Consider the following 24,342-nt stretch of genomic DNA (forward strand, 5'->3'; position numbering starts at 1 on the left):
AGCGCGGGTAATAATGATGGGGGGAGCTCATAGGGGCTTTCCCTTTTTTTATCTTTGGCTACAATGTAGGAAGCTTGTCAAATTCTTATATACCTAGAAAGATTTTTACAAGAACCTTACACGAATTTAACAGAGAAGTAGTACATTTGGATTATCGACTTTATGTTTAGGAAGGTATTTTTGATGACAACTATGCTGTTTGAATCTAAAGAAGATCAAAACTTCCATATGTTCAATTTCTGCCATGCGTTTCAGCCTATATTCAGTTTGGCAGAGCATTGTATTGCAGGTTATGAAGGACTGATCAGAAGCTTTGAGATCCAAAATCCCGAAGTGCTGTTTGCAATGGCCAAACAGAACGGAAAGCTGTATGAGCTGGATGTTTTTTCGATTGCCCGGAGCATCAGCACATTTGAATATCAAGCTGCAGCTGCTGCATCTTTCCGTTTATCTGTGAATATTTTCCCATCTACAATGCTGGAACCGGCTTTTTTATGGAAAATCGATGATATAATGAAGAAAGCATTGCTGAAGCCGGAACAGATTACGTTTGAGTTGAATGAAGCTGAATCGGTTGTTTCTTTAAACAGGCTGAAGGATATTGTCCAATATTTGAAGTCTCTTGGCTTCAGGATCGCACTTGACGATCTTGGAAAAGGACAGTCTTCCTTGCGGATTGCTCTGGAGCTTGAGCCGGATATCGTCAAGCTAGACCGTTATTTTTGTGAAAACCTGGCTGAGTCTGTGAAAAAGCAAAAGTTCCTTGATTGGATTGCTGCCTATTTTATCAGCGAAGGTGTGGCCGTTACGCTTGAAGGGATTGAAACTGCGGAGCAATTAATGATTGCCAGGCAGGCAGGCATTCAATTGGGACAAGGATATTACCTTGGAAGGCCCAGCACTCATCTATAACTTTGTACTGAAATGAAGGTGTCGTTATGCAAGCGACGATTGGAGAAATCGCCGAGAGAGTCATGTTTGTTGCTCCTTCGACAAAATGTGAATATGTTTATTCCATTTTTAAGGAAACGCCGGAAATTGAAGGGGTCGTTGTCTGTATGGACAGCCGGCCGGTCGGGCTGGTGTCGAAAACGAAATTTTATCAAAAGTTGTCCACTCAGTACGGCTTTGACCTGTTCATGAAGCGGAAAGTTGAGCTGGTCATGATCCCGGAGCCTCTTGTTATCGACCATTCTGTCCCAATTACGGAAGCCAGTGCCCTTGCTATGGACCGGACACAGGAGCAGCTGTATGATTACGTAATTGTAACGAAAGAAGACCTGCTGATTGGTACAGTGAGCATCCGGAATCTCCTGATGAAGCTGGCGGAGGAACAGATCAGCATAGCAAGATATTCAAATCCGCTGACAGGGCTGCCGGGCAATTTCGAGATTAAAAATGCCCTCAAGAAGGCAATGTCCTCGGATCAATATACCGTGCTTTATATTGACATCAACTCATTTAAAACCTTCAATGATACATTTGGATTCAAAACTGGCGATGAGGTCATCCAGGCAACAGCAGCAATAATGAAAGATGTGATTGCTGCAAGTCCCATGAGCAGCCATTCCTTTATCGGGCACATTGGAGGGGATGATTTTATTGCGGTTTTCCCTCATCATAACTATCAAAACATCTGCTCGGCGATTCTCGAAAAATTTGATGATTATGCCCGTTCATTTTACTCGGAAGAAGAGCTTAAGGAAGGGTGCATCCAGGCAGTAAACCGGATGGGAATCCCGGACAGTGTCCCGATCCTTGGTCTATCCATTGCTGTTGTCCTCAACACGAATACTGACTTTCAAACGATTGAAGAATTGAGCAGAGAAGCCGCCCGGCTTAAGAAACACTGCAAATCTTTCCGCAAAAGTGTTTATCTTACTTTGGAAGATGAAAAATGCTGCCAGGCCTTAGAGGAGTACACGAGCGGGTCATTGGTCTAATGAGGAACATCACACAGCTCTCTTCTCGCTGCATAAAAAGGTGCCTGCCCTTGTAATAGAATACTGGACAGGCACCTTTCTTCAATACTTATAAAAATAACCCCACAACCATCCCCACCATAGTAAATGCAATTATATGGTCTCCAACAGCAATAACCAATGATTTCTTTGTGACAAGTCCGAATAAAGCATTTTTTACATAAACGATGGAGATCAATAATCCGGCGGAAAATCCCAGCACTGCGCCATCCAGCAGGCTGTCAGAGCCGGTCGCCTGAAGGACGGCAGCCATTAAATATGAAATCATGAATGCAATAATAACTGAGTAGATATATTTGAATGGGCCCTGGCTTTGTTTATTGATGATTTCATGATTGCTTGTATACTTTTTCGATAAGGCGATTGAATAATAGATTCCTCCGTAAAGGATGTATACCATTCCTCCGGCAATTACCGGAAGGAGGGAGATGCTGCTCCAATCAATTGACATAAGATTGCTCCTTTATTTGGGTTCGATGGCCAGGCATATTGCCCTGATTTTACACTCTACTGACAGCGACCCTTTGAGCGGCTTTACATCAACCAATTCCACGGGATTATCCAGATACCTGTATCCGCTTCTCGGCAGCCAGAAGCTGTACAGTTCAGAATAGCATTCAATCAGTCTGCCTCTTTCACTGTAATCGACAGGTTCATCAAACTCATATACAACATGCTTTCCCCCTTTAAAAAGAAAGGCGGGTTCGCCCTCCGGAATCTTATCCTGATCAATTGCTATGCGGCAGTCATATCTGGTTTTTTCCGGAGGTGTTATATATGGATTATTTCTCGGCACACCAAAGGTGAACGGATCCGGTTTCATTAGCTCCCTTGATGTTGTCCAATGGTAGAGGTCTTCCCAGGCATCCGGGATTCCTTCCGTGTAAGGGCCGACGCTTTGTCTATTCACAGTTGCGCAAACTGGAAGCTCAATGGTCCTGACTTTATCCAGGTCCAGCCATCTAAACTCATTATAGGGATTCTGCTGCTGTTCCTCTTTCTTTATATTGCTGAAAAGTTTAGATTTCTTGCTATCCTGATAGACTCTCGGAAATAATTCCAGATAGGCTCCTTCACGCCACTTCTTGGGGCTTGTACTGAAATTTTCTTTAAATGAATAGGTAAAATAAGAGATGGAGGAGAATCCGCACATGAGGGCTACCTCGGTAATTGGAATCTCACGCTCATATATCAATAAGTGTGCGGCATTCTCGAGCCGGAGCCTTTTTATATATGCAGCCGGAGATTCTCCCATGAATGATTTGAAGATGCGCTGAAAATGAAAAGGGGAGTAAGTCGATACCTTGGCCAATTTTTCAAGCGGCAAAGTATCCTGCAAATGCTGATCTATATATTCAAGTACTTTAGTAATTTGTATAAACTGTTCTTTCCCAGACATCTTTTGTACTCCTTAGTGTAAATTTCCTAACTTATATTAAACAGGATATGCTGTTCAGGGACAAGGGCGGGCAAGGCTCTTTCCCCTGGCAAGTGTGAAGTAGTGTTGGAGATTGGCTAAAATATGATACACTGTAAAAATGAAAATAGAGTAAAGGCAGGAAATTTTATGACTGAAAAGAGAAAGCATAAGTCGAATAAACTGAAATTTGCTATGAGGGTGCTGCTGGTCATCCTCGGGGGAGTCATAGCTGCATATGGCCTCGAAACCGTTCTGATTCCGAACGATGTCTCAGATGGAGGTGTCACAGGCCTCAGTATCGTTGGGGCGCAATTATTTGATTTTCCATTAGGGATTTTAATCGCGGTCCTGAACATCCCGTTTATCTGGCTGGGATATAAGCAGATCGGAAAAACCTTTGCGATCCTTTCCATCATCGGAATTGCTTCCCTGGCTATAGGGACAAGCATGATGCATCATACCCCGGCAATCATTGAAGGCGATACCTTGCTGGTCACAGTGGTTGGGGGGATCATCCTCGGGTTTGGCATGGGGCTGGCGCTGCGGAATGGCGGTGCTTTGGATGGCATCGATATGCTAGCCGTGCTGCTGTCCCGGAAATTGCCGTTTGGGACGAGCGATATCATTCTCTTCTTGAACATCTTTGTATTTATCTTCGTTTCAACCGTGTTTGGCCTGCAGGGGGCAATCCTGTCAGCAATTGCTTACTTTATCGCATCCAAGGTCATTCACATTGTTGAGGTGGGACTGAGCGGTTCCAAAACTTTTCAGATTATCACCACTCAGCCTGCATTGATGGTAGAGACCATTCGCGACCGTCTGGGCCGAAGTGCGACTTATAAAGAAGTCTACGGAGGCTTTTCCCATGAAAAATTCAGGGAGATCACCTGTGTCATCAACCGCATGGAAGAAACCAAGCTGAAAGAAATCATCAATGAAATTGACCCCGATTGCTTTGTCACTGTTTATGATGTTTCCGAAGTAAAGGGCGGAAATTTCAGGAAAAAGGATATCCACTAATAGAAAAGATGCCTGCTCCAAAAACTTTGGGGCAGGCGTTTTTTTGTAGAAGGGATTCCTAAAGATAGCTCGAAGTTAGTATTAGAAATTATAATTGGAAATCGGGAGGTAATCATGGGAAGACTAATTCATTTCGAAATTCATGTGGATGAAATGGAGCGTGCGAAAAAGTTTTATGGAGATGTGTTTGGCTGGTCGTTTCAGGACTGGAGCGAATATGCCGGGATGCCATACTTCGGCGCAGTGACGGGTGAAGACAGTGAAATGGGCATCAATGGGGCCTTGATCAAACGCCAAAGCCCGCCGCCCGAACCCGGTCAGCCAGTGAACGGCTATTCCTGTACTTTAGGTGTTAAAGATTATGACAGCACCGAAGCTAAAATCATTGAATACGGCGGAAAGGTCGCATTGCCGAAATACGCTCTGCCGGGGATGGCGTGGCAGGGATATTATGTGGATACAGAAGGCAATATCTTTGGAATCCATCAGCCTGATGAGGGTGCGAAATAGCGGCAAGTGCAAAAATTTCTGCGAAAATCCAGGAAGAATTTTTATATCCTATTGCTTATCATCATGATAGCCTGGTTTAGCTTGTATGACTTTCTAACAGAAAAGGAAGTCCACCTCCTTTCTAATTGTATCCAGGCTGCCGTATATATGGCCGTATATGCCTTCCTGGATTGGGGCTTTTTCGGAAAAGAACGGAAAAAAGAATAAAGAAGCAATGGGCATTTCCTTTTGATGGGGAAATGCTTTTTTTGTACTAATAAAAAGGAACTTTTTTCCTTATAAACCGTATATGTGATTAAGTAAATTGTCGGCAAAGGGGGAGCAAGGATGTTTTATAGTGATATACAAATGGTGCTGACCGCTTTATTTTTCTGGTGGCTTGTGCTGCTTCTGTTTCAGCGATTGGCCAATCGCTATCCTGAAAGGAATACGTGGAAAAAGGATATTTTGACTTCTTTTTATCAAAGCGTTTTGATTCTGATCCTGCTGCCGGTGCTGAAGTTTATATTGAACCAATTTGGGTACTAATAATCCGGCTAAGTAAGGAGTGAAGCGATGCGAGTCAAGAATATACTTATTGCTGCATCTATTTTTCTGAACATAGGATTAGGGCTGGTTGTCTATAAAGAGTTGAGCAAACCAGATGCTGGTGAAGTTGGGCTGATATTCAAGGAAGCGGTCAGGACAGAAAATGACCAGCAGGCCAGAACACTCATGGCCGAGGGAAGAAAGGCGAAAATCTCTGATGAGCTGCTGCAGCAAATTAAGGTAAGGATGAGTTCAGGTACAAGCTTCAATACCTATGAGCTGTTAAAATTTGAAAATGGCGAAATGGTGCTGCTTCATTTAACGCCTGATGATCGGTATGAAATACAGGATGTGATGATTGTGCCTGAGGAGATGAGAGGGGTATTTGATGGAGATGTACATTAACAATAGGAAGGGGAAGGCGGGCAGAAGGATAAAGGCTGCCTCTGCTGCCATTTTGCTAATGGGGCTTCTTATCGGCTGTACCAATACTGACAAGGATGCCGAGGTCACCAAAAGAGCTGAGCCTCCAAAAAATGAATTGACAAATTTTAAAACAGAAGATGGGAAAATTGATATTGTTATGCAAAATAAAGGGGGGTTACCAACGGATACGCTAAAGCAGATCAAAGAAGAAATCCTCAGCTTTTATGGGGCACTGCAAAAAGAAAAGATTCCTCTTTCTCCACCCTCCAGGATTTATTTGAATCTGCATAATGAGCAAAAGGTCAGCTCCCATAACGGCGGCACCATCAATCTTTATTATATTTCAGAAGGAAATGATCCGCTCATTCATGAAATGACCCATGCACTTTTTAATGATGAAAAAGGACAAGTTACACAAGAAGGCTTGGCGATTTTTATGCAGGAAACCTATTCGGAAAGAAGTGTGAATCCTAATTATAAGGAAGATACACATGAAATCATGAAGGATTTAATCTCTAAAGACATCATACTGCCTCTTGAAACCCTGCTGCTGGATGACAGATTCTTCTCCTATACAAACCTGGATAAAGACTCATCCTCCCTCAGATGGCTGGCTTACATAGAATCCGCTTCGTTTACAAGGTATCTTATCAATGAATATGGACTGGGAAAATTCTTAGAAATTCATGGTGAACCGGACCTTGCAACAACAATCCAGGCCGTCTATGGAAAGTCACTGAAGCAGTTAGAAGGAGAATGGAAGCAATTTTTGCAGAGTGGTTCTGAACCAAATGAAGAAGCGGTGAGAAGCTATGAGTCTGGCATTCAAGGAATTATGAAGCATTTGGAAGAGAATAAAGAGCGTTTATTGGGCGGGTGATAGGGGAGATTTTATAAGGATAGAAGCTCTTCCTTCAGGCTTGTTGGCAGGATAAAAGGGGCTTGGTTTAAAAAGCAGTGAAACGATTTAAACACTGAGCAATTTACCCAAAAAATGATGCAGATTAAAAAAGCTGAGAGACAAATATCACCTGCAAAAGGGCAATATCTCTCTCAGCTCTAATTTATTAATGAGCAGTCATTTCATGCACTATATCGTCTCCGCTTAAATCAGAGAAATAATAGGTTGGCCAGTGCTCCAGTTCTTTGAGAAGCTCTGCATGTTCTTCATCCCCGAAATAAATGTGGTAATGATGGGCTTTTGTCGGGTAGATGCTGTGATCGCTGAATTGGACATGCTTTGGCAGCCCATCTGTTTCTTCTCCTGCCAGATCAAATAGAAAACGGACGCCCCGGTTTCCAGCTTCATAGGTCAGGATTTCGTAGCCGTGATATTCATATTCTCCTGTTTTTGCTTCACCATTTCTGTAAAATGTCATCTCGTTATCCTTGATAACAATTCGTTCAACGTCTGTCTCATAACCGGTTTTATAATAAGCTTTGTACTCCTCAGGTGATTTATCCTTTTTTGTCTCAGCTTTGTGTTCAAAAACCTCATCCAGCGTTCCATCCAGCAGATAAGGATAAACAGACTGCCAGTCGCCTTCCCAGTCAGATAAGGGACGGTCTTCGACTTGGTCATCCTCAAATATCCCTGAATAGATTTGTTGTTCTTCCTCTGAGCCGTGGCTGTGGTCATGCTCGTGTTCATGATCTTCCTCGTCATCATGGTCATGTTCATGATCATGGCTTTCTTCGGCACTCTCAGTGGATTCCTCGGCATTTTCAGCGGATTCCTCAGGGGCTGCCTCTTTAGCCGGTGCATCGCTCTTTTCCTGGCAGCCTGCAAGGATGATGCCTAATAAGAAAAGGAAAAAAATAGAACTGGTAAGCTTTTTGCTCATAAATGATATCGCTCCGATCATTATGTATTGTATAAATCGTAATTGTTACTATTTATACTTTACTGAATATACTATGTGCGAAAAAATGTGTCAATGTAAAACGTAATTATTTTGATTTATGATTAAGAAAACTATTTGAAAAAATAATATTGCAGACAACATCATGTGTTATAAAATGGAGTTATTGTATACATTGAGGGGATCATTTAAAAAAGAAAATGATTAATGCTTAATTAAATGGTTATAAACTGCTTTATCAGGGAAATCTACAAAAAATGTATTGTTGTTGAGAGGAGTGTTTTTATGGAGGGCATATGGCTTGAATATGCATGGGCATTACTGATTTTAATTGGATTGGAGGGCTTGCTTTCTGCTGACAATGCGCTTGTACTGGCTGTCATCGCGAAGCATCTGCCTGAGGAAGAGAAGAAAAGAGCTATCAACTACGGAATTATTATGGCATTTGCCTTTCGATTTATCGCGCTTTTTGCCATTTCCTTCATTGCCAACGTGTGGCAGATACAGGCAATCGGGGCGGCTTACCTGCTTTACCTGGGATTGAAGCATGTGATTAAAGCAAAGTTTGGGAAGGATAACGAACATAACCGCGAGGATCTGAAAGAAGAGTCCCGCGGCAAGGGATTTTGGCCGACGGTAGGGAAAATTGCATTAGCCGATTTGGCATTTGCAATTGACTCAATCCTTGCTGCGGTTGCACTTGCTTTGGGACTGCCGGATTCACCGCTCGATGATTTCGGCGGCATGGACGGCGGACAGTTCATTGTCGTGGTCCTTGGCGGAATCGCGGGCTTGGTCCTTATTAAATTCGCTGCAACCTGGTTTGTGCAGCTGCTTGCGAAACGACCGGCACTTGAAACAACCGCCTATGCCATTGTAGCGTGGGTCGGAGTCAAGCTTGCTGTCATCACCCTTGCGCACGAAGATATCGGCGTCCTAGACCACCACTTTCCGCACAGCACAGGCTGGACACTGGTCTTCTACGGAATACTGATCGCAATAGCCCTCCTCGGATGGTTTGCACCGCAGAAAAAATCGAATACCGAAACATTATAAAGAGCCAAGGGGACAGGTCCCCTGGCTCTTTTTGCGGCTGGGCCACGGGGTCTGTCCCCCTGGCTCTTTTTTCAAGAAGGATTGGCGCCGTGTTTTGTGGAACTTATGGTGGATGTCATTATAAGAAGGAGTTCAAAAAATGAATGACCGCCACGAAAATCTTTTCACCCAGCTGCAAGCTTACAGGGAAGATATTCTGCTTGTGTTAGAAGGAATAACCGCCTGTCAGGCAGAGATTGTTCCCGATAAATTCCGCAATAACATCAGATGGAATATGGGGCATATTTATCTGGACCAATATTTATGGATTGAAGCGGTAACGAAGGAAAAATCACCGGTGCCGGAAGCATTCCGCACCTGGTTTGGCTATGGCTCAACACCTGCTGATTTTACTGAAGAAACACCCTCATTTGATGAACTTAAGGACCTGCTTAGACAGCAGCCAACAAGCCTGAGGAAAGCCTATGGCCACCGCCTTGAAGAAGAATATCCGCCAACAGAAATGGGAATGCAGACAATCGAACAAGTGCTGATCCGGACGATATTCCATGAAGGCATGCATCTGCAGGCTATCATGGATATTCGGAAGTGGCTTTGAGCCAAGGGGACAGGCCCCTTGGCTCTTTTTTATGAATGGGCCAGGGTGTCTGTCCCCCTGGCTCGAAATAACTCTTGACCTCTTGATATCCATATTTTAGAATTGATTTTAATTATTGGAGAGCGATGATGAAGAATAGTAGGCATTAAGAGTGTGGCAGAGAGCTGATGTTGGGTGGGAATCAGTACAGGATTAATGCTGAATGGGCTTCTGAGCTTCCGGGCTGAACTTGCAGTAGGTCCGGCGGAGTGCCTTACCGTTACAAGAGGCTAAGTATTGGAACCTTTGGTTTCAGTATGGATAAGTGCGTTTACTTATTGTGAACGAATGAAGGTGGCACCACGGGTTACTCGTCCTTTTTGGAGGGGTAGCCCTTTTTGTATTTCATCCGATTTTGAACTAGGGGGAGGCATTATGGCAAAAACGATTTTAACAGGGATAAAGCCTACAGGACAGATTCATTTAGGGAATTATATCGGGGCGATCAAGCCTGCATTGGAGCTGGCTGATTCAGGGGAATACAGGGCGGCTTACTTTGTCGCCGATTATCATGGACTGACCAAAATCCATGATGGGGCCGAATTTAACCAGTTATCATATGGGATTGCTGCAACATGGCTGGCATTGGGACTGAATCCTGACAAGGTGATTTTTTACCGGCAATCAGACATTCCTGAAATCTTTGAGCTGAACTGGATATTAAGCTGTTTTGCATCCAAAGGGCTTATGAACCGTGCCCACGCCTATAAAGCCGCTGTTGAAGCCAATAAGATTGCTGGGAAAGATGCTGACTTCGGTGTGAACATGGGTTTGTTCAACTACCCAGTGCTGATGGCCGCCGATATTTTGATGTTCAAGACGGAGGTTGTTCCTGTCGGGAAGGATCAGATCCAGCATATTGAGATTGCCAGGGATATTGCAGAAAGCTTTAATCATCATTATGGCGAAACATTTCTGCTGCCAGAGTATAGAATTCAAGAAGATACAGCAGTGCTGCCAGGCTTGGATGGCCGGAAAATGAGCAAAAGCTACAAAAATACAATTCCTCTTTTTGAGGAGCCGGGCAAGCTGCAGAAACTTATCAACAAAATCAAAACAGATTCACTGCCGCCAGAGGCGCCGAAGGATCCGCAGTCTTCCGTATTATTTATGCTGTATAAAGAATTCGCTTCAGCTTTTGAAGTTGAAAAGATGAGAGCAGAATATCAGAAAGGCATAGGCTGGGGAGAAGTGAAAAAGGAGCTCTTCCATACAATGAATAGATTCATGGAGGAGCCGCGGGAAAAATATAAGGAGCTGATGTCCTCGCCGGCAGCAATTGATAAGATTTTGCAGGAGGGAGCAGAAAAAGCCAGGGCTGTCAGTGCACCGTTTTTAAAAGAAGTAAAGAGGAAAATAGGGTTCACTGTATAACTGTTTAACCAGCAGGATTCTAACTTCCCTGCTTTATAAATGCCATATGAATCTGATTGGGGGATATTTTGAGGGCAAAAATAATCGTATTCCTAATTACTCTTTTCACCTTTCTTACATGGCTGTTCATGGCCATCTATTTTTCTACAGAGAATGATTGGTGGTCTGTGCTTGAAAGCAGAGAGACCAGCTATGATACAGCTGTAGTTGGAGTATCTTATGTAAAAGTTCTCTTGGGCACAGGTCTATTTCTAGCGGGGGGAACCTTAGTGTACATGTTAATCCGCTGAAAATGAACCAGGGGGTCAGGTCCCTTGGCCCATTTTGAGGCTGGGCCAGGGGACCTGACCCCCTGGCACGAAATGAGGAGATATTTTGGAGAATCAAATAACCTATAAGATCTGGACAGTGGTGATGATTCAGGATGGAGATAAAGTGCTGCTGCTGGACAGGCAGCATGACCACTTTAAGGGCTTTCTTCCGCCGGGCGGGCGAGTGGAATTCCCGGAGAGCTTTACTGATGGAGCAATCCGGGAGGTCAGGGAAGAAACCGGCCTTGAAGTGAGCAATCTTGTATTTAAGGGGATTTCGGAGTTTGTGAATCCGGTGAAAAATGAGCGGTATATGATGATGAATTATTGGACGAAGGACTTTGAGGGCGAACTGCTGGAGAATCCGCCGGAAGGGGAGCTGCATTGGATCAGCATAAAAGATGCAAAAAATTTGCCGATGCAGGAAGATATCAAAATGAGATTTGATTTGTTTTTCGAGCCGGGGACATTTGAGATACAGACGGTTTGGGATGAGGAGAGGAATGGGTCGGGGGCCATTATGATTAAGAGAACATGAAGAGCCAAGGGGACAGGTCCCTTGGCTTTTTTTTTGAAGCTGGGCCACGGGGTCTGTCCCCTTGGCTCACAATTTGGGAATGCTAAAAACGAGGTGAGGGCTATTGAAGAGAGTAGTATTTTTCTTATTGTCTATACTCTTAGTGAGTTTATCAAATGAAGCTGGAGCTGCAGAACCAAAACATAAAATAGTCGCCAAATCAGACAGCATTACTTTGCATGCCATAGAGAGGAATGGTTTTTTTTACGACTTTAAGTTGAATTTTCAGGGAAGTGAGTATTCCAGGCCCTTCTGGATAAATGCATCCAATCCCACTTACGCCCCTGAAATCCATAACGAGGATATTAATGGTGATAAAAAGAAAGAACTGATTATTACCCTGACCAAAGGTTATGGTACAGGCGTCTTAGAGCAAGAAGTGGCTGTCTTTCATGTAAATTGCCAGCCGTTGAGAGAAGTACTGGTTGACAACCCAATGGCAATTGTAAATAAGAATATAAAATCAAGCTTAACAAAAAACAAAGCAGTGATAACGATTGGACAGAAGTCTTATCAAATTGATGTTAAAAAGTTGAAGCTTTTACCTGATACCATATTTCCAGAGATTAACTTTGGCAGCATCATTAAGTACGAAATAAGAGATAATAAACTTTATGCTGTATTGTATCCCCAGCTGTCTCCAGGTGCTTTTGCAGGCAGCATTGTCATTGGATATGAATACCGGGATCGTATGTATCAGGCAAAATCAATAATTTTTGTGAGCCAGGGGGACAGGTCCCATGGCTCTTTTTAAAACTGGGCCAGGGGGTCGTCCCTGTGGCAAGTCATTTTGTGATGTCAAAACTGATAATAATAAAAAGACCTAAGGGCAGAAATATATTTTAATGTAACAGGCGGGTTGATCCAGGAAGGATAACCGCCTTTTTTATTGAATCCTTATTCTATAAAAGTGCAGTTTAAATCAAGTTCTTGTTGTTAAAATAAAAATGGGGCAAATTTCCCCGTAGTTAGGACGGTGTATGATGAAGAATCCGCGGAACATAGTACTCTTTATTGCTCAAAGCTTGGATGGATACATCGCAACAAAAGAAGACTCATTAGAATGGTTATTTAAAGTAGAGGGTGAAGGTGATAATGGCTACTCGGAATTTTATGAAGAAATTGACACAATCATTATGGGCAAAAGAACATATGACTGGATAATGAAACACGAAAAAGGTCAATTCCCATATAAAAATAAAGACTGTTACGTCTTTTCCAGGTCTCAATTAGAAGATACAGCTGATGTTAAGTTTGTGAACGAAGATATTGTAGATTTCGCCAATAGTCTTAAAAAAGAAGAAGGAAAAAATATTTGGGTAGTTGGCGGCGGAGAATTGTTACACACGTTTTTGAAAGAAAAATTACTCGATGAACTGTTTATCACAATTGCTCCTTCCATCATCGGAGATGGAATCCCATTATTTAAATCCGGCGATTATCAGCTGGACTTAAAACTTAAAGGGACCCGAACTTTTAACCAATTTGTTGAAATACATTACACAGTAAAAAAGTGAGCCAAGGGGACAGGTACCTTGGCTCATTTTGAGACTGGGCCACGGGACCTGTCCCCCTGGCATGTTTAAGGGGGAAAAATAATGGAAGTGAGAATGGAGTATTATGTTCTCGGGCTACTCACAATATCATTTATGTTTTTCAATATTGCTGCCTATTTGATGGGTGGTGTAAATGAGCCGTACAGAGACCTATTATTAACTATTGCAGTCGGTCATTTTGTGATGTCAAAACTGATTATAATTAAAAAGAAAGAATGAGCCACGGGACCTGTCCCCCTGGCCTCATTGAAACTGAGGGGACAAATTGAAAATAAACATTATTATTTCACTCTCATTGGTTTTAATAACACTTTTAGGAGTATTTTTGGGTGTGTTTCAATTACCGAAAAATCAAACTAGGGATCAAGTATTAAGCTATTTAAATGCTAGAGAAGATGCTCCATTAATTAGTTCGGCCGAGTTGGTTTATGATTGGAAAATGGGCAGATATATGGCAGATGTTAGATATGAAGATGAGTTGGATGTACGATACAGCTATATTTATGATAAGGAAAATAAAAAGGTTCGGGTCTATAATATTATTAAATCTAATCAAGGTATGGAGGGCGGAGTGCAAGAAGGTAAACATGACAGCTTGGATAATTATTGATAGATTCCTGATAAAACCATGGGAACATCAATTCACTTCTGGTCATTTACCTGATAAAAACTGAATTTGTAAAGTGAAGTGCTATTTAACTAACAAAGGCTATGCTCAAGATCAGCTGGCATAATAGGGAGGATTTCTTTATTTTTAGTTTGCTTGGAGAGTATAGTAATTAAAGCAGGGGGATTATGAATTTAATGTTATCTGGTTTCTTAGCATGTGTCGCTGCTACTATATTATTGGTGATTCTATGTGCCAAAATCATAAATGTTTTTGTCAAAAAGAAACGTTTCCCTAATAAATTACTTATAGCAGTATTGGCTGGGGTTATTTTGGTTTCTTCAATATATGTGTATGAAACGTACTTTTTTACCTTTAGTAAAATTGACAGAGACAATGTCCAAACGGGACCTGGATCTGTCACATCACCCAATAAAGAACTTACTGCTGCTGCTTTTTATGAACCATATGGCGGCGCGGCAGGCGGTGTTAACGTCTGGGTTGAAGTCACAAACAATCATAAGAAGAATAATGTTCAAACTGTTTATTATGCTGATGCAAAAAGTGACTTTTCAATGAAATGGATGGATGAAGACACCCTGTATATCCTCAATGACGACCCCGACTATCCAAATTTAAACAGAAGCATCAAGTTAAAAATCGGCAGAGAAATTTATCACGAAAATGGATTGGCTTGTAAAAGTCTGCTAATGAAAGACGAATTTGAGACTTGCTACCAAAACTAATATCGTCTATGTTCCAGATCAGCTGCTGCCAAACCAGGCAGCTTTTCTTATATATCTTATGAGGCAGAAATGACGTTTGGGTCGTCCTCACTTTAAGCTTGTAGTACTTAGAATAGTTAAGGCTTATTCTGTTGAAAAAAAGGCGATGAAATCATCGCCAATTTAAGCATCTTTTCTTGAACGTTCCTTATGATAAATATAATCAACCCGTTCTTTGGTTTTCATAAGCATTGAAGATAAAATTGCAGTGTAAATAGTTGTTAAAAGAATTGCAATAATTGCTATGCCAAACAAATTATTATCACGATGCATCAATACCACCACCTTCTTTTAGTTGCAATAATATATTGCTCTTGCTGCTTATTTTTATTCAAAAAATTAACGAATCGGAGCAGTTGGCTGTTGATACTCAATTCACTTTTTCCAGATAACAGATGCTTATGTTTTGGATGGCTGGTAAGCCAGATACCTTTCTTATCTCACAAAAGAGGGCAGCTTTCTGTAATGAAGTTAAGTATATGAGATAACATATGCCGGCCAAAGGCGGGTATTAGTGCATAGCATCTAATTGCGATGGGAAATCTATTGAAAAATATGGGAGTAACTTTCATAAGGAAAGTGATCGTTCTTTTCACCATTTTATTTATACTTACAAGTGGTGATTTTGTTAATGCTAAACCTTCCGAACCCAAGGTAATTAAACCTTATGCAGAAGATTGGTATGTCACTCCAGAAGACATTATTAAGGATATTGTATTTCCCTCAATTGATAAAAAAGTGACGCAGGAGTATTCAGGCAATGATGAAGCGATCTTTGGGTGGCAGTTCCAAAGAATCGTCGGTATTGTTTACAATAATAATCATTCTTATGATATTTCCATAAATATTCAAGTTCCAGAAGGAAGTAGCACACTCGGCAACTATGCACATGACCTTGTTAAAGTTAGGGTATCACCATCTTGTGATAGTCCTAAAATTGGTTGCAGTCATGGATTTAAAGTAGAAATAGTAGAGTACAGCCATTTGTCAGGATAAGTTCTAAATAATACTTTGTTTGAACAGCGGCGTTTCAAATCAATTTTTGATAACAGTTGTAAAAGAAATACAATTAAACTGCAGATGCTTATGCTAAATCGGCTGCCAATCAGGCGGCCTTTCTTTTGTATAACAAACGGGGTGTAATGTATAACAAAATTTTGACTGACATGTAACTATTTAAAAGTTAGTTCGTCTGTTTATTTACACAAGGCGGCATCATATAAAATTGACGAAAATAATATCTTTTATAAGTATTTTGTTTATGATCTGAGTTAATGTGCGATAACGGTTTTATTAACAACCCCGCAAAAGCATTCCGAATCCAAGGGATTTTCTTTAAAAAAAATGCCGGCATAATTGCTGGATAAAATTGTTTATTCTAATGCCCAGACGTTAAATGGGTTTCTGATTTTGAATAACAATTAGGTGAACAATTGGAGAAATAACTAAACAAATAGATAAGGCATGGAGTTTTAAAAACGGGACAGCAAATATATTGTTGGAAGTAGGATATATAAAACAGATACTCCAGCTTATTTTGCGAATATAGAGGGGAAAGAAATACTGTTGTTCCATTATTAGGTATTTATGGCTCAGATCGGAGGTAAAGTTTATTTGTTTACCAGAATTGGATTAGCTGCGTTAGCTCTAATAATCTTAGTAACAGTTTATAGGTTGATAGCCATTCAAGAGGGAGTTGACCAAACACATTTATTACCGATGGGTTTTGAGGGATGTGTAGTAATTAATTACAATGTGAAGGGGGCAAGGCCACTAAAAATAGATAACAATGAAATTGTTTATAAGGTTCCTAAGAGTGGGGTTTTAAACACTTCTTCCCCATCTGATTTTGGCTGGGTCAATGAACAGCATTCTGGAGGATACCAATTACGTGCGTTTTATGTTGACGGCAGAGGAAAAAAAATAAAAAAATTACATCAAGAAAAAATAAGGTTTGGAGCGAACGGAGCAGCTCAAGAGGAGGGAAAGCCAGAAAGACAATATTCCTATCAGATTTTTGGTTCAGAAGACATTGAAAACAAAGGCTGTCCAGCACTTGATAGATAGAAACTGCTTCTATTGCACTAATGGATGCTCACGTTCCAAACCAGGCAGTTTTTTTTCCACATAAGTGGCAGTCAAAGAAGGAATTTTTACTTCTTATTCAAAGGGGGCTTAAGATGAATATCACCATCCGCAAGATGCACTACGAAGATACAAAACAAGTTCAAAGCATAGCGAAAACAACTTGGAATGCCACATATGAGGGCATAATCCCCTTAGAAGTACAAAATAATTTTATAAAGTTAAATTATAGTGATGAAAGTATGAAACAACGTATAGAACGTTCTATTGTTTATGTTGCAGAAGTTGAGGGAGAAGTTGTCGGTTTTGCAAACTATTCCACAGTAAGGGATGGCGGAAAGGTCGAATTGGCGGCTATTTATCTTTATCCAGAATTCCAGGGCAGAGGGATTGGCACTGCTTTGGTACAACAAGCGGTTAAAGATTTAAAATGTATAAAAGAAATTTATATCAACGTCGAAAAAGATAATAAGATTGGCATGTACTTTTATGAAGCGAAAGGTTTTGAAACAGTTAAAGAATATGAAAAAGAGTTCGATGGTCATATTTTAAAACAAGTACGGATGGTAAAAAAAGTTTAATACCTAAGTTCAGATCAGCTGCCAAACCAGGCTGTTTATTCATTAAGGGATTTTTTGACAATGTTTATGAAAGAGGATATAATTTTTGAAAATTCAATATAAAAGTGTGGATTTTTACAGAGAGCTCCAGTTTGTTGAAATGGAGCAATATTCTTCTTAATGAACAAAGCCTTGGAGCTGCTTACCAGCCTAATGAAAATTAGGGATAGTAAGACGAATCCTTCAGATTGAATGATAGGTTATGAAAGTCCTGAATAAGTTGATTTGGTGACATATTAACAAACTGAGGTGGGTACCACGAAGTTATAACTCTCGTCCTCAAGAATCATTTTCTTAGAGGTGTGAGAGTTTTTTTGTTGCGCTATTTTGCACTTTGAATTTTAAGATCCAAAGGGGGAAAAATTCAATGAATCCTTTATTGTTAGATGTTCCTTTACAATTAGAAACAGACAGGCTTATTCTTCGAGCACCACTTCCAACAGGTGACGGTAAAATTGTAAACCAAGCAATTCGAGAATCCTTTAAGGAATTAAAACCTTGGCTGCCGTTTGCTCAGAAACTTCCTGATGTTGAAGAAACAGAGATTAACTTAAGAAATGCTCACATAAATTTTTTGAAGAGGGATAGTTTTCGTTTTCTTATCTTCGATAAAGAGAGTAAGGATTTCATAGGAATAACGAGCCTTGAGGCTATTGACTGGAATATTCCTAAATCTGAAATTGGGTATTGGATAAATACAAAATTCAGCGGCAATGGATATATGTTAGAAGCAGTAAAGAAATTAGCAGACTTTGGTCTGTATTATATCAAATTGAGAAGAATCGAAATAAGGTGTGAACCAATGAACTTTAAAAGTCGTGCTATTGCAGAAAAACTGGGGTTTGTATTAGAAGGCACTTTAAGAAATGATGATTTATCCGCAGATGGCAGCGAGCTGAGAGACACTTGTTTCTATTCCATAATAAATAAAGTAAGCCTGTGACCAAATTTAAAGTAACAGAGGCTTTTATTTGAGAAAAATTCCAAATGAAGCAGCATTTCTATAAAAAGATTTAAAGGGGTTGAATTAGTTTTGCTATCCTTTCGCAGCATTGACCTATCAAGAGATGCAGAAACAATAATTAAATTCCGAAGAGATTCTTATGTTATCAGTTTTGGGGACGATTATTTATTCGGCGATAATAAAAGTTACCTGAAGAAGATTGAGACAAGGCTTGTTAAATTTCCAGGTGGGATTGTTCTTGTGGAAAATGGTGATAAACCAGTCGGACAGGTTGAAATGCAAATTAAGGATATTGATAATAAAAAGATTGGCTATGTAAACCTATTCTACTTAATACCAGCATTTCGTGGTTTAGGATATGGATCTCAACTAATTGATTATGCGGAACATTTTTTTCAAGAAAATAATATCAATGAATACCAATTAAGGGTATCAGCTGCCAACAAGAGAGCTATAAGATTTTATAAAAAGCACGGCTTTAACACTCTGTGGATAGAAGAGGAAGGTACTGTTCCAAGAATTCGCATGCAAAAACTTTTGTAGGTAAGCAATCGCAGGATCTAAAGATTCAGTGAGGATTCTTTATAACAAGAAGTTTAGAGAGGTGTCTTATGAACAAAAATACATGCCCTTGCTGTGGTTATAAAACATTGGACAGCGAAGGTGACTATGATATCTGCGAAATCTGTTATTGGGAGGACGACCCATTTCAAAAAGAAAATGAGCTTGAAACAGGTGCTAATAAAGTGACTCTAATTGAAGCACAAAAAAACTTTATTAGGTATGGTGCTTGTGAACTGGGATTTGTTAAAAATGTTAGAGAACCAAATTCACAAGAAAAGAGAGATCCTAACTGGAAGCACTTATTCACACAAGGAGGCATCATATGAAATTCACAAAAATCTTATTACCTATAAGTATGTTGTGTATTTTCTTAGTGGGATGCAATAAAGGTCTTATTGACAATCCGGCTCCAAAGGACTTTCTTAGCGATGATAGTGCTGATATATTTCTTCTGGGTGGAATTGTGTATTCTAATGCCCAAGATGTTGATTGGGTTTCTGATCTGGAATATCAATTGGGTGAACAAATTGGAGAAATAACTAAAATAACAGATAAGGCCGGCAGTTTTAAAAACGGTACGGCAAATATATTACCTGTTGGAACTAAAATATATGAAACAGATACTCCAGCATATATTGCAAATGTTGATGGAGAGGAAATACCATATTTAAAACAGATTGAAGGTTAATCGTTACTATGGTTCAGATCGCTGCCTAACCGATGCTGCTGAAGCTTGTTCCGATCAAGGAAAATGATAGCCAGAGGAATGATACCTTCTTTCATATTACTTTTTGAAAATTCCATAATTTGATATGATATAAGTAAAGTAATTAGACAGAGGGAGTGCTTAAATATGGAATACATAACACTTAATAATGGGCTGGAAATGCCTATAGTAGGTACAGGTACAAATACGTATGGAAAAGAAAACAACGATTATAACGGGGCGTTAACAAATGAAATTCCTGAACTGGCATCAGCAATTGAGCTGGGTTACCGTTTCCATAGACGCAGCCATCATGTATCGAAACGAAAAGCTTGTCGGAAGTGTGTTAGCAGAAAGCAAAGTGCCTCGGGAAGAGTTTTTCATTACAACCAAAATTCCAGCCAGTGAAGAATATATTTCTTCCAAGGAAGCTACCCGGGCAGCTATTGATAATAGTCTGAAAAACTTCCAGACAGACTATCTTGACCTGCTTCTTATTCACTTCCCTATCGAGGACAAAGTACAGCTTAAAAACACTTGGGAAGTCTTTGAAGAATATTATGAAGCGGGCAAATTAAAAGCAATCGGTGTTTCAAACTTTGAAAAAAATCATCTGGATGAATTGAAAAAATTCGCCAAAGTGAAGCCGGCTGTTAATCAGATACAAATCAACTTAAAAGAACCCAACAAAAATCTCCTTGCCGTATTAAAAGACGAGGAAATTACCCCTGTTGCCTGGGGACCTATGAAAGCCGAAGCCCGCCAAAAAGAAGCTTTGGATGAAATCGGTAAGATCTATCATAAATCCGGTGCACAAGTCTTATTAAAATACCAAATCCAACGCGGTGTGATTGTTATCCCTAAATCTCACAACCGAGAAAATCAAGCGTCTAATCTAGACCTTTTCAATTTTGAATTGACTGCGGAGGATATAGAAAAGATAGAAAACCTATAAATGCTTAGTCCTTTATCCTGGTAATATGAATAATATTGCTGGGATTTTAATTTTTTTTGAGCAATTCAGCTGCCATTTCAAAAAAAGGCAATTACCTTATTGTTAATATATGGTAAAATAAGTTAATGAGGAGGCGATTGAAATTAAACGAACGCCATTTGAGCCACCAGCCTACGATGAACGGTTAAGCAAAGTTGATGAGCAAATCTGTTCTTTGCTGAAACAGCGGAGGGATATTTCAAACGATAACCCAGGGATTCCGTCTGATCATTTTATCTCTAACTGGGCTATAAAATATGATCTCTATGAAGAGTATTTGAAGGCGTTATTCGGGGGAATGAGAATATACGATTTCTTTAAACCGCGTATTGAACCGGCTGGATTCAGAAAACACCTATCGGTTTTAAAATCGGTTGAAAAAGATGATCGGATATATTCCATAACCGTTATTCGGCAGTATGAGAATGCCAGCGTTATACAGCTGCATATTGATTGGGATGAGCCGGATGATTCGCCAATCGGCCGGCATCATCATAATAGTTTTGAATTGTTTTTAGGAGAGCAATACGATTGCTGGCAGTCTCGTGGTGGTGGCTCAACAGGGCATTTTACATACAGCTTCATTGTTTCTCCGCCATTGCCTGACGATATTTCCAATACAAAGATAGTCTTTAAAGAGTATAGCGACACCTTTAAGGAAAAGCCAACAGGACTTGAAATTGTTATGAATATAGAATAACAAGCTAAATGCAGAAATGTTTAAGATCTGAATGTGAATTGGTCAGATCTTTTTTTCATATGAAAAGAGGTTATCTAAAGGAGTGATACCAAAGTGGAGAAAATTGTAAGGCCAGAGATAGAGACATCGGGTATTGTAGAGCTTTATACAGGGGTTTTGCCATATGTTCTTTTATCAATCATGGTTATACTCACTGCGGCTATCGTGTTTTTCGTTAAGAAACGCTGAAACAAAAAAAGTAACCAAGGGGACAGGCCCCCTGGCTCTTTTCTACACTAGCCCATGGGACCTTTCCCAGTGGCCATCTCAATCGGAAGCCGGCCGGCGTGAAGTATAAGGATAAATAGGATCCAGCAGTTCAAATTCATAACTCTCGCTATTTACTTTTCCAACTGTTTTCTCACTATCATAAAGATCCAGCATGAATCCGGCCATTTCCCGGGCGGTATGGTATTTTTGCACGTTGTCACGGTAGCTGAATTCATCTATTTCGCGAGCGTTTATAACAAATTCAGTTTCTGTCATAGCCGGCGCAAGCACTTTTACTTTCATGGCAGCTCCCTGATCCTGAAGTTCCTGGGCGAGCCCTTCTGTAAATGCACTCACATAAAACTTAGTAGCAGCATACGTCACCCCGTTTGGTACCATTCTATAGCCTACATCAGAAGCCACGTTGATTAATTGGGTGCCTGCCTTTTGAGAATAATCATGTGTGTATAAAGTGGAAAGGGTTGTGAGTGCTTCAATATTGACTCTGAGCATCTTTTCAATCTTTTGTACATTCTGTTCGGCAACGGGGGCACTGTTTCCGAAACCGGCGTTATTGATCCAGGTTTCAATATCGTATTCTTTTAGACTCTCATATAATGAATGAACATTTTCGCTTTCAGATAGATCTGCCGGTAGAATTACCACATCCAGATCGGCGTTTATGTTGTGGATTTCTGCTTTTAGCTTATGCAGCTGATCTTCCCGCCTTGCAGTCACAATGACATTTTTATTGCGTGAAGCAAATGCAAGCGCCGCTTCGTATCCAATTCCTGAACTGGCACCTGTAATCACCGTATACTTCATGAGAATTCCCCCTTCGAAATATTTCACAATTCATACTTATCTTACTGTTAACATTAACCAAAAAGCAAATGAACCAAGGGGACAGGTCCCTTGGCTCTTTTTGAGCCATGGGACCTGTCCCTGTGGCTTCATTTAAAGTACAATTACACAAAGAACACCACAGAGGAGATTCTAAATGATTAAAGGAATATATGAATTCATAAGTGAAGCACAGTTAAAAAAGTATGCAGAGCTTGCTGTGAGGGCTGGTGTAAATCTGCAAAAAAATCAATTATTGGTTATTCATAGTGATATACAAAATGCTGTGTTCGCACGTCTGATCCAAACGGCAGCCTACGAGGCAGGAGCTTCGAATGTATTTATAGATTGGACAGATGAACAGTCTGCCAAAGAATTTTATTTACATGCAGCAGATCGTGATATTGATCAGTTTCCTGATTGGCAGGCTGCCCGTTTTAAGGAGTGGGAAGATGCGGGTGCTGCTTATATCCATATTATTTCAGAAAACCTGGATGTTTTTAAAGAGGTTCCTCCAGAAAGGATAAGCCGTTTTCAAAAAGCTTCTCGTACCAAATTAAAGGATTATCATGCGAAAATCAGATCCCACGAGATACGCTGGTGTCTGCTGGCTGTCCCATATGTTTCCTGGGCAGCTAAAGTATTTCCGAACCTAAGTAGAGGAGAAGCCTTGTATTCATTATGGGAATTAATTTTAAAAGGATCCCGGGTAGATGGAAAAGATCCTATAAAAGATTGGGAGAGTCATAACAGAGCCTTCGAGTCCCGTAAAAAAATCCTGAACGAGAGCCAATTCAAAGCCCTCCATTTTACAAATAGCCGTGGAACTGATTTATTAGTGGGCCTGCCTGAAAATCATCGCTACATCGGCGGCGGTGTCACAGATAAAAATGGAATACCTTTCTTTCCGAACATTCCTACAGAAGAAATATTTACAGCTCCCCATAAAAATAAGGTGAATGGCAAATTGGCCGGTACGAAACCTCTTATCTATGGGGGAAGTGTCATCGATGAATTTTATCTGATTTTTAAAGATGGAATGATTACCGACTATTATGCTGCAAAGGGACAAGAAGTGTTGCAAAATCTGATTGAAACAGACGAAGGTTCACATTATCTGGGCGAGATTGCCTTGGTCTCTAATAAATCACCTCTTGCTCAGACAGACACTCTTTTTTACAATACCTTGTTTGATGAAAATACAGCCTGTCATATTGGAATCGGAAATGCTTCTCCCTCCAATATTCAAAATGGAATTGGCCAATCTGAGGAAGAGCTGAAGGCCGCGGGTCTGAATGCCTCACTTTTGTTAGTCAATGTGACCTTTGGTACCGAAGATATGAAAGTAGTGGGCATTAAAGAAGATGGAACTGAAGTTTTGTTAATGAAGGATGGAGATTTTCAATTTTAAGGTTTCTATCACTATATGAATAAACAGGACGTAAGCAGGAGAAATAAGATCCTGGAGAGAATTAATATTCATTCAGTTTTCAAAGGTGGCAAGCAGCTGATTATGTGGAGAGATTATTTGACAAGTATTTCAAAAGAGTGTGAGTTTAAAGCACCTGCAACGGAAGCGGAGACCGCTTTAATTAAGAAGGAACTAAAAGTTGAATTGCCGGATAAGTTGGCTGAATTATACAAGGAAACAAACGGAGTTTATGGGAACTATGGAATTTCGTTTGTTTGGTCCATAGAACAGATGATTAAAGAAAATTTATTTATTTGGACCCTTCATGAGCGAAGCGATTTTATGAAACCTCTGGATACCTTTTTATTTTTCTCTGATGCCGGAAATGGAGACTTATTTGGCTATTCAATAGCAGATGGAAGGGTTCAGACAGAGCATATTTATGTCTGGAACCATGAAGATGACAGTCGTTGGAGAGTAGCTTCATCTTTAGAGGAGTTTATCAGGGGATGGATGATTGGGGAAATCACTGTCTGATTTTCCCTTTAAAAAGTC

Annotated in this window: 32 protein-coding genes and 1 other annotated feature; of the genes, 27 read left to right on the plus strand and 5 right to left on the minus strand. The window is 40.4% G+C overall.

The window, feature by feature from the left end; translation table 11 throughout:
- The first annotated feature begins 183 nt into the window (after positions 1-183).
- Together CYJ37_RS20275 and CYJ37_RS20280 are read left to right on the plus strand one after the other, a co-directional pair.
- Positions 184-912 carry an EAL domain-containing protein gene (locus tag CYJ37_RS20275; protein WP_022543432.1) on the plus strand — a complete coding sequence of 243 codons (729 nt, stop codon included), beginning with the start codon at positions 184-186 and terminating at the stop codon, positions 910-912.
- Between the two features lie 26 nt (positions 913-938).
- Complete coding sequence (locus CYJ37_RS20280) at positions 939-1,943, plus strand: GGDEF domain-containing protein (protein ID WP_101551434.1); 1,005 nt, start codon at positions 939-941, stop codon at positions 1,941-1,943.
- A gap of 88 nt (positions 1,944-2,031) precedes the next feature.
- Here CYJ37_RS20280 and CYJ37_RS20285 read toward each other — a convergent pair whose 3' ends face one another.
- Both CYJ37_RS20285 and CYJ37_RS20290 read right to left on the minus strand, forming a co-directional pair.
- Positions 2,032-2,433 (minus strand): DUF1761 domain-containing protein, encoded by a 402-nt coding sequence (locus CYJ37_RS20285; protein ID WP_009791970.1) that lies wholly within the window; start codon positions 2,431-2,433, stop codon positions 2,032-2,034.
- A gap of 12 nt (positions 2,434-2,445) precedes the next feature.
- On the minus strand, positions 2,446-3,381 hold the full coding sequence (locus CYJ37_RS20290) for an AraC family transcriptional regulator (protein ID WP_009791969.1): 936 nt from the start codon (positions 3,379-3,381) through the stop codon (positions 2,446-2,448).
- 168 nt (positions 3,382-3,549) lie between these two features.
- Here CYJ37_RS20290 and CYJ37_RS20295 point away from each other — a divergent pair, with 168 nt between their 5' ends.
- From CYJ37_RS20295 to CYJ37_RS20320, 5 genes are all read left to right on the plus strand, one after another.
- Positions 3,550-4,422 carry a YitT family protein gene (locus tag CYJ37_RS20295; protein WP_022543433.1) on the plus strand — a complete coding sequence of 291 codons (873 nt, stop codon included), beginning with the start codon at positions 3,550-3,552 and terminating at the stop codon, positions 4,420-4,422.
- Between the two features lie 114 nt (positions 4,423-4,536).
- Complete coding sequence (locus CYJ37_RS20300; RefSeq protein ID WP_101551436.1) at positions 4,537-4,932, plus strand: VOC family protein; 396 nt, start codon at positions 4,537-4,539, stop codon at positions 4,930-4,932.
- 327 nt (positions 4,933-5,259) lie between these two features.
- Positions 5,260-5,460, plus strand: coding sequence for a hypothetical protein (locus tag CYJ37_RS20310; protein ID WP_101551440.1), 201 nt, complete (start codon positions 5,260-5,262; stop codon positions 5,458-5,460).
- A 27-nt stretch (positions 5,461-5,487) separates the two neighbouring features.
- The gene (locus CYJ37_RS20315; protein ID WP_101551442.1) at positions 5,488-5,865 is read left to right on the plus strand and encodes a hypothetical protein; all 378 of its coding nucleotides are present in this window, start codon (positions 5,488-5,490) and stop codon (positions 5,863-5,865) included.
- Positions 5,849-6,766 carry a hypothetical protein gene (locus tag CYJ37_RS20320; RefSeq protein WP_101551443.1) on the plus strand — a complete coding sequence of 306 codons (918 nt, stop codon included), beginning with the start codon at positions 5,849-5,851 and terminating at the stop codon, positions 6,764-6,766. Before CYJ37_RS20315 ends, CYJ37_RS20320 begins: the two co-directional genes overlap by 17 nt.
- Positions 6,767-6,953: 187 nt before the next feature.
- Here CYJ37_RS20320 and CYJ37_RS20325 read toward each other — a convergent pair whose 3' ends face one another.
- Entirely contained in the window at positions 6,954-7,730 is a 777-nt protein-coding gene (locus CYJ37_RS20325; protein WP_253616395.1) for a metal-binding protein ZinT, read from the minus strand.
- A gap of 303 nt (positions 7,731-8,033) precedes the next feature.
- Between CYJ37_RS20325 and CYJ37_RS20330 the strand changes: the two genes are divergently transcribed.
- From CYJ37_RS20330 to CYJ37_RS20370, 9 genes are all read left to right on the plus strand, one after another.
- Positions 8,034-8,804 carry a TerC family protein gene (locus CYJ37_RS20330; protein ID WP_022543436.1) on the plus strand — a complete coding sequence of 257 codons (771 nt, stop codon included), beginning with the start codon at positions 8,034-8,036 and terminating at the stop codon, positions 8,802-8,804.
- 139 nt (positions 8,805-8,943) lie between these two features.
- Complete coding sequence (locus tag CYJ37_RS20335; RefSeq protein ID WP_101551447.1) at positions 8,944-9,402, plus strand: DinB family protein; 459 nt, start codon at positions 8,944-8,946, stop codon at positions 9,400-9,402.
- A gap of 116 nt (positions 9,403-9,518) precedes the next feature.
- Positions 9,519-9,763: a binding site (T-box leader), on the plus strand.
- Between the two features lie 53 nt (positions 9,764-9,816).
- On the plus strand, positions 9,817-10,815 hold the full coding sequence (locus CYJ37_RS20340) for a tryptophan--tRNA ligase (protein ID WP_101551449.1): 999 nt from the start codon (positions 9,817-9,819) through the stop codon (positions 10,813-10,815).
- 375 nt (positions 10,816-11,190) lie between these two features.
- On the plus strand, positions 11,191-11,664 hold the full coding sequence (locus tag CYJ37_RS20350) for an 8-oxo-dGTP diphosphatase (protein ID WP_180827397.1): 474 nt from the start codon (positions 11,191-11,193) through the stop codon (positions 11,662-11,664).
- A 103-nt stretch (positions 11,665-11,767) separates the two neighbouring features.
- Positions 11,768-12,457: a hypothetical protein gene (locus CYJ37_RS20355; RefSeq protein ID WP_257964262.1), complete on the plus strand. Its 690-nt coding sequence runs from the start codon at positions 11,768-11,770 to the stop codon at positions 12,455-12,457.
- A gap of 229 nt (positions 12,458-12,686) precedes the next feature.
- The gene (locus tag CYJ37_RS20360) at positions 12,687-13,220 is read left to right on the plus strand and encodes a dihydrofolate reductase family protein (protein ID WP_180827406.1); all 534 of its coding nucleotides are present in this window, start codon (positions 12,687-12,689) and stop codon (positions 13,218-13,220) included.
- Between the two features lie 81 nt (positions 13,221-13,301).
- A complete protein-coding gene (locus CYJ37_RS27405) occupies positions 13,302-13,478 on the plus strand; it encodes a hypothetical protein (RefSeq protein ID WP_165352667.1) in 177 nt (58 codons plus the stop codon).
- A 46-nt stretch (positions 13,479-13,524) separates the two neighbouring features.
- The gene (locus tag CYJ37_RS20365) at positions 13,525-13,869 is read left to right on the plus strand and encodes a DUF3139 domain-containing protein (protein ID WP_094768748.1); all 345 of its coding nucleotides are present in this window, start codon (positions 13,525-13,527) and stop codon (positions 13,867-13,869) included.
- A 185-nt stretch (positions 13,870-14,054) separates the two neighbouring features.
- Positions 14,055-14,612, plus strand: coding sequence for a DUF5412 family protein (locus tag CYJ37_RS20370; protein ID WP_101551458.1), 558 nt, complete (start codon positions 14,055-14,057; stop codon positions 14,610-14,612).
- Between the two features lie 162 nt (positions 14,613-14,774).
- Here CYJ37_RS20370 and CYJ37_RS27410 read toward each other — a convergent pair whose 3' ends face one another.
- Positions 14,775-14,924 (minus strand): hypothetical protein, encoded by a 150-nt coding sequence (locus CYJ37_RS27410; protein WP_180827398.1) that lies wholly within the window; start codon positions 14,922-14,924, stop codon positions 14,775-14,777.
- A 282-nt stretch (positions 14,925-15,206) separates the two neighbouring features.
- On the opposite strand from CYJ37_RS27410, the gene CYJ37_RS20375 reads away from it, so the two are divergent.
- The 9 genes from CYJ37_RS20375 (at position 15,207) to CYJ37_RS20415 (ending at position 21,284) form a co-directional block, all read left to right on the plus strand.
- Positions 15,207-15,647, plus strand: a complete 441-nt coding sequence (locus CYJ37_RS20375; RefSeq protein ID WP_257964278.1) for a hypothetical protein — start codon at positions 15,207-15,209, stop codon at positions 15,645-15,647.
- A gap of 618 nt (positions 15,648-16,265) precedes the next feature.
- Positions 16,266-16,718: a DUF6843 domain-containing protein gene (locus CYJ37_RS20380; RefSeq protein ID WP_129613505.1), complete on the plus strand. Its 453-nt coding sequence runs from the start codon at positions 16,266-16,268 to the stop codon at positions 16,716-16,718.
- Between the two features lie 113 nt (positions 16,719-16,831).
- On the plus strand, positions 16,832-17,317 hold the full coding sequence (locus CYJ37_RS20385; RefSeq protein ID WP_101551462.1) for a GNAT family N-acetyltransferase: 486 nt from the start codon (positions 16,832-16,834) through the stop codon (positions 17,315-17,317).
- 406 nt (positions 17,318-17,723) lie between these two features.
- Positions 17,724-18,299, plus strand: coding sequence for a GNAT family N-acetyltransferase (locus CYJ37_RS20390; RefSeq protein WP_101551464.1), 576 nt, complete (start codon positions 17,724-17,726; stop codon positions 18,297-18,299).
- Positions 18,300-18,389: 90 nt separating this feature from the next.
- Positions 18,390-18,863: a GNAT family N-acetyltransferase gene (locus tag CYJ37_RS20395; protein ID WP_240684249.1), complete on the plus strand. Its 474-nt coding sequence runs from the start codon at positions 18,390-18,392 to the stop codon at positions 18,861-18,863.
- Between the two features lie 68 nt (positions 18,864-18,931).
- A complete protein-coding gene (locus CYJ37_RS20400; RefSeq protein WP_101551466.1) occupies positions 18,932-19,210 on the plus strand; it encodes a CPCC family cysteine-rich protein in 279 nt (92 codons plus the stop codon).
- Positions 19,207-19,572: a hypothetical protein gene (locus tag CYJ37_RS20405; protein ID WP_101551468.1), complete on the plus strand. Its 366-nt coding sequence runs from the start codon at positions 19,207-19,209 to the stop codon at positions 19,570-19,572. The genes CYJ37_RS20400 and CYJ37_RS20405 overlap by 4 nt, the downstream gene beginning before the upstream one ends.
- A 268-nt stretch (positions 19,573-19,840) precedes the next feature.
- Positions 19,841-20,545, plus strand: a complete 705-nt coding sequence (locus CYJ37_RS20410; RefSeq protein WP_257964263.1) for an aldo/keto reductase — start codon at positions 19,841-19,843, stop codon at positions 20,543-20,545.
- Positions 20,546-20,759: 214 nt separating this feature from the next.
- The gene (locus tag CYJ37_RS20415; protein WP_249276826.1) at positions 20,760-21,284 is read left to right on the plus strand and encodes a hypothetical protein; all 525 of its coding nucleotides are present in this window, start codon (positions 20,760-20,762) and stop codon (positions 21,282-21,284) included.
- A 306-nt stretch (positions 21,285-21,590) separates the two neighbouring features.
- Here the strand turns inward: CYJ37_RS20415 and CYJ37_RS20420 are convergent, their stop codons facing one another.
- Positions 21,591-22,358: an SDR family NAD(P)-dependent oxidoreductase gene (locus CYJ37_RS20420; protein WP_101551472.1), complete on the minus strand. Its 768-nt coding sequence runs from the start codon at positions 22,356-22,358 to the stop codon at positions 21,591-21,593.
- Between the two features lie 175 nt (positions 22,359-22,533).
- Between CYJ37_RS20420 and CYJ37_RS20425 the strand changes: the two genes are divergently transcribed.
- Together CYJ37_RS20425 and CYJ37_RS20430 are read left to right on the plus strand one after the other, a co-directional pair.
- Positions 22,534-23,787 carry an aminopeptidase gene (locus CYJ37_RS20425; protein WP_101551474.1) on the plus strand — a complete coding sequence of 418 codons (1,254 nt, stop codon included), beginning with the start codon at positions 22,534-22,536 and terminating at the stop codon, positions 23,785-23,787.
- A 15-nt stretch (positions 23,788-23,802) separates the two neighbouring features.
- Complete coding sequence (locus tag CYJ37_RS20430) at positions 23,803-24,324, plus strand: SMI1/KNR4 family protein (RefSeq protein WP_101551476.1); 522 nt, start codon at positions 23,803-23,805, stop codon at positions 24,322-24,324.
- The last annotated feature ends 18 nt before the right edge of the window (positions 24,325-24,342 follow it).

The sequence above is a fragment of the Bacillus sp. UMB0728 genome (assembly GCF_002858875.1).
Classification (GTDB): Bacteria; Bacillota; Bacilli; order Bacillales; family Cytobacillaceae; genus Bacillus_AB; species Bacillus_AB infantis.

Bases quoted from the DNA above. Each gene is read 5' to 3' on its own strand.
- CYJ37_RS20295 (WP_022543433.1), top strand. From the start codon at position 3,550: ATGACTGAAAAGAGAAAGCATAAGTCGAATAAACTGAAATTTGCTATG.
- CYJ37_RS20385 (WP_101551462.1), top strand. From the start codon at position 16,832: ATGAATATCACCATCCGCAAGATGCACTACGAAGATACAAAACAAGTT.
- CYJ37_RS20320 (WP_101551443.1), top strand. From the start codon at position 5,849: ATGGAGATGTACATTAACAATAGGAAGGGGAAGGCGGGCAGAAGGATA.
- CYJ37_RS20325 (WP_253616395.1), bottom strand. From the start codon at position 7,730: ATGAGCAAAAAGCTTACCAGTTCTATTTTTTTCCTTTTCTTATTAGGC.
- CYJ37_RS20335 (WP_101551447.1), top strand. From the start codon at position 8,944: ATGAATGACCGCCACGAAAATCTTTTCACCCAGCTGCAAGCTTACAGG.
- CYJ37_RS20310 (WP_101551440.1), top strand. From the start codon at position 5,260: ATGTTTTATAGTGATATACAAATGGTGCTGACCGCTTTATTTTTCTGG.
- CYJ37_RS27405 (WP_165352667.1), top strand. From the start codon at position 13,302: ATGGAAGTGAGAATGGAGTATTATGTTCTCGGGCTACTCACAATATCA.
- CYJ37_RS20315 (WP_101551442.1), top strand. From the start codon at position 5,488: ATGCGAGTCAAGAATATACTTATTGCTGCATCTATTTTTCTGAACATA.
- CYJ37_RS20340 (WP_101551449.1), top strand. From the start codon at position 9,817: ATGGCAAAAACGATTTTAACAGGGATAAAGCCTACAGGACAGATTCAT.
- CYJ37_RS20370 (WP_101551458.1), top strand. From the start codon at position 14,055: ATGAATTTAATGTTATCTGGTTTCTTAGCATGTGTCGCTGCTACTATA.
- CYJ37_RS20410 (WP_257964263.1), top strand. From the start codon at position 19,841: ATGAAATTCCTGAACTGGCATCAGCAATTGAGCTGGGTTACCGTTTCC.
- CYJ37_RS20375 (WP_257964278.1), top strand. From the start codon at position 15,207: ATGGGAGTAACTTTCATAAGGAAAGTGATCGTTCTTTTCACCATTTTA.
- CYJ37_RS20430 (WP_101551476.1), top strand. From the start codon at position 23,803: ATGAATAAACAGGACGTAAGCAGGAGAAATAAGATCCTGGAGAGAATT.
- CYJ37_RS20285 (WP_009791970.1), bottom strand. From the start codon at position 2,433: ATGTCAATTGATTGGAGCAGCATCTCCCTCCTTCCGGTAATTGCCGGA.
- CYJ37_RS20300 (WP_101551436.1), top strand. From the start codon at position 4,537: ATGGGAAGACTAATTCATTTCGAAATTCATGTGGATGAAATGGAGCGT.
- CYJ37_RS20275 (WP_022543432.1), top strand. From the start codon at position 184: ATGACAACTATGCTGTTTGAATCTAAAGAAGATCAAAACTTCCATATG.
- CYJ37_RS20420 (WP_101551472.1), bottom strand. From the start codon at position 22,358: ATGAAGTATACGGTGATTACAGGTGCCAGTTCAGGAATTGGATACGAA.
- CYJ37_RS20360 (WP_180827406.1), top strand. From the start codon at position 12,687: ATGAAGAATCCGCGGAACATAGTACTCTTTATTGCTCAAAGCTTGGAT.
- CYJ37_RS20425 (WP_101551474.1), top strand. From the start codon at position 22,534: ATGATTAAAGGAATATATGAATTCATAAGTGAAGCACAGTTAAAAAAG.
- CYJ37_RS27410 (WP_180827398.1), bottom strand. From the start codon at position 14,924: ATGCATCGTGATAATAATTTGTTTGGCATAGCAATTATTGCAATTCTT.
- CYJ37_RS20290 (WP_009791969.1), bottom strand. From the start codon at position 3,381: ATGTCTGGGAAAGAACAGTTTATACAAATTACTAAAGTACTTGAATAT.
- CYJ37_RS20405 (WP_101551468.1), top strand. From the start codon at position 19,207: ATGAAATTCACAAAAATCTTATTACCTATAAGTATGTTGTGTATTTTC.
- CYJ37_RS20390 (WP_101551464.1), top strand. From the start codon at position 17,724: ATGAATCCTTTATTGTTAGATGTTCCTTTACAATTAGAAACAGACAGG.
- CYJ37_RS20400 (WP_101551466.1), top strand. From the start codon at position 18,932: ATGAACAAAAATACATGCCCTTGCTGTGGTTATAAAACATTGGACAGC.
- CYJ37_RS20280 (WP_101551434.1), top strand. From the start codon at position 939: ATGCAAGCGACGATTGGAGAAATCGCCGAGAGAGTCATGTTTGTTGCT.
- CYJ37_RS20330 (WP_022543436.1), top strand. From the start codon at position 8,034: ATGGAGGGCATATGGCTTGAATATGCATGGGCATTACTGATTTTAATT.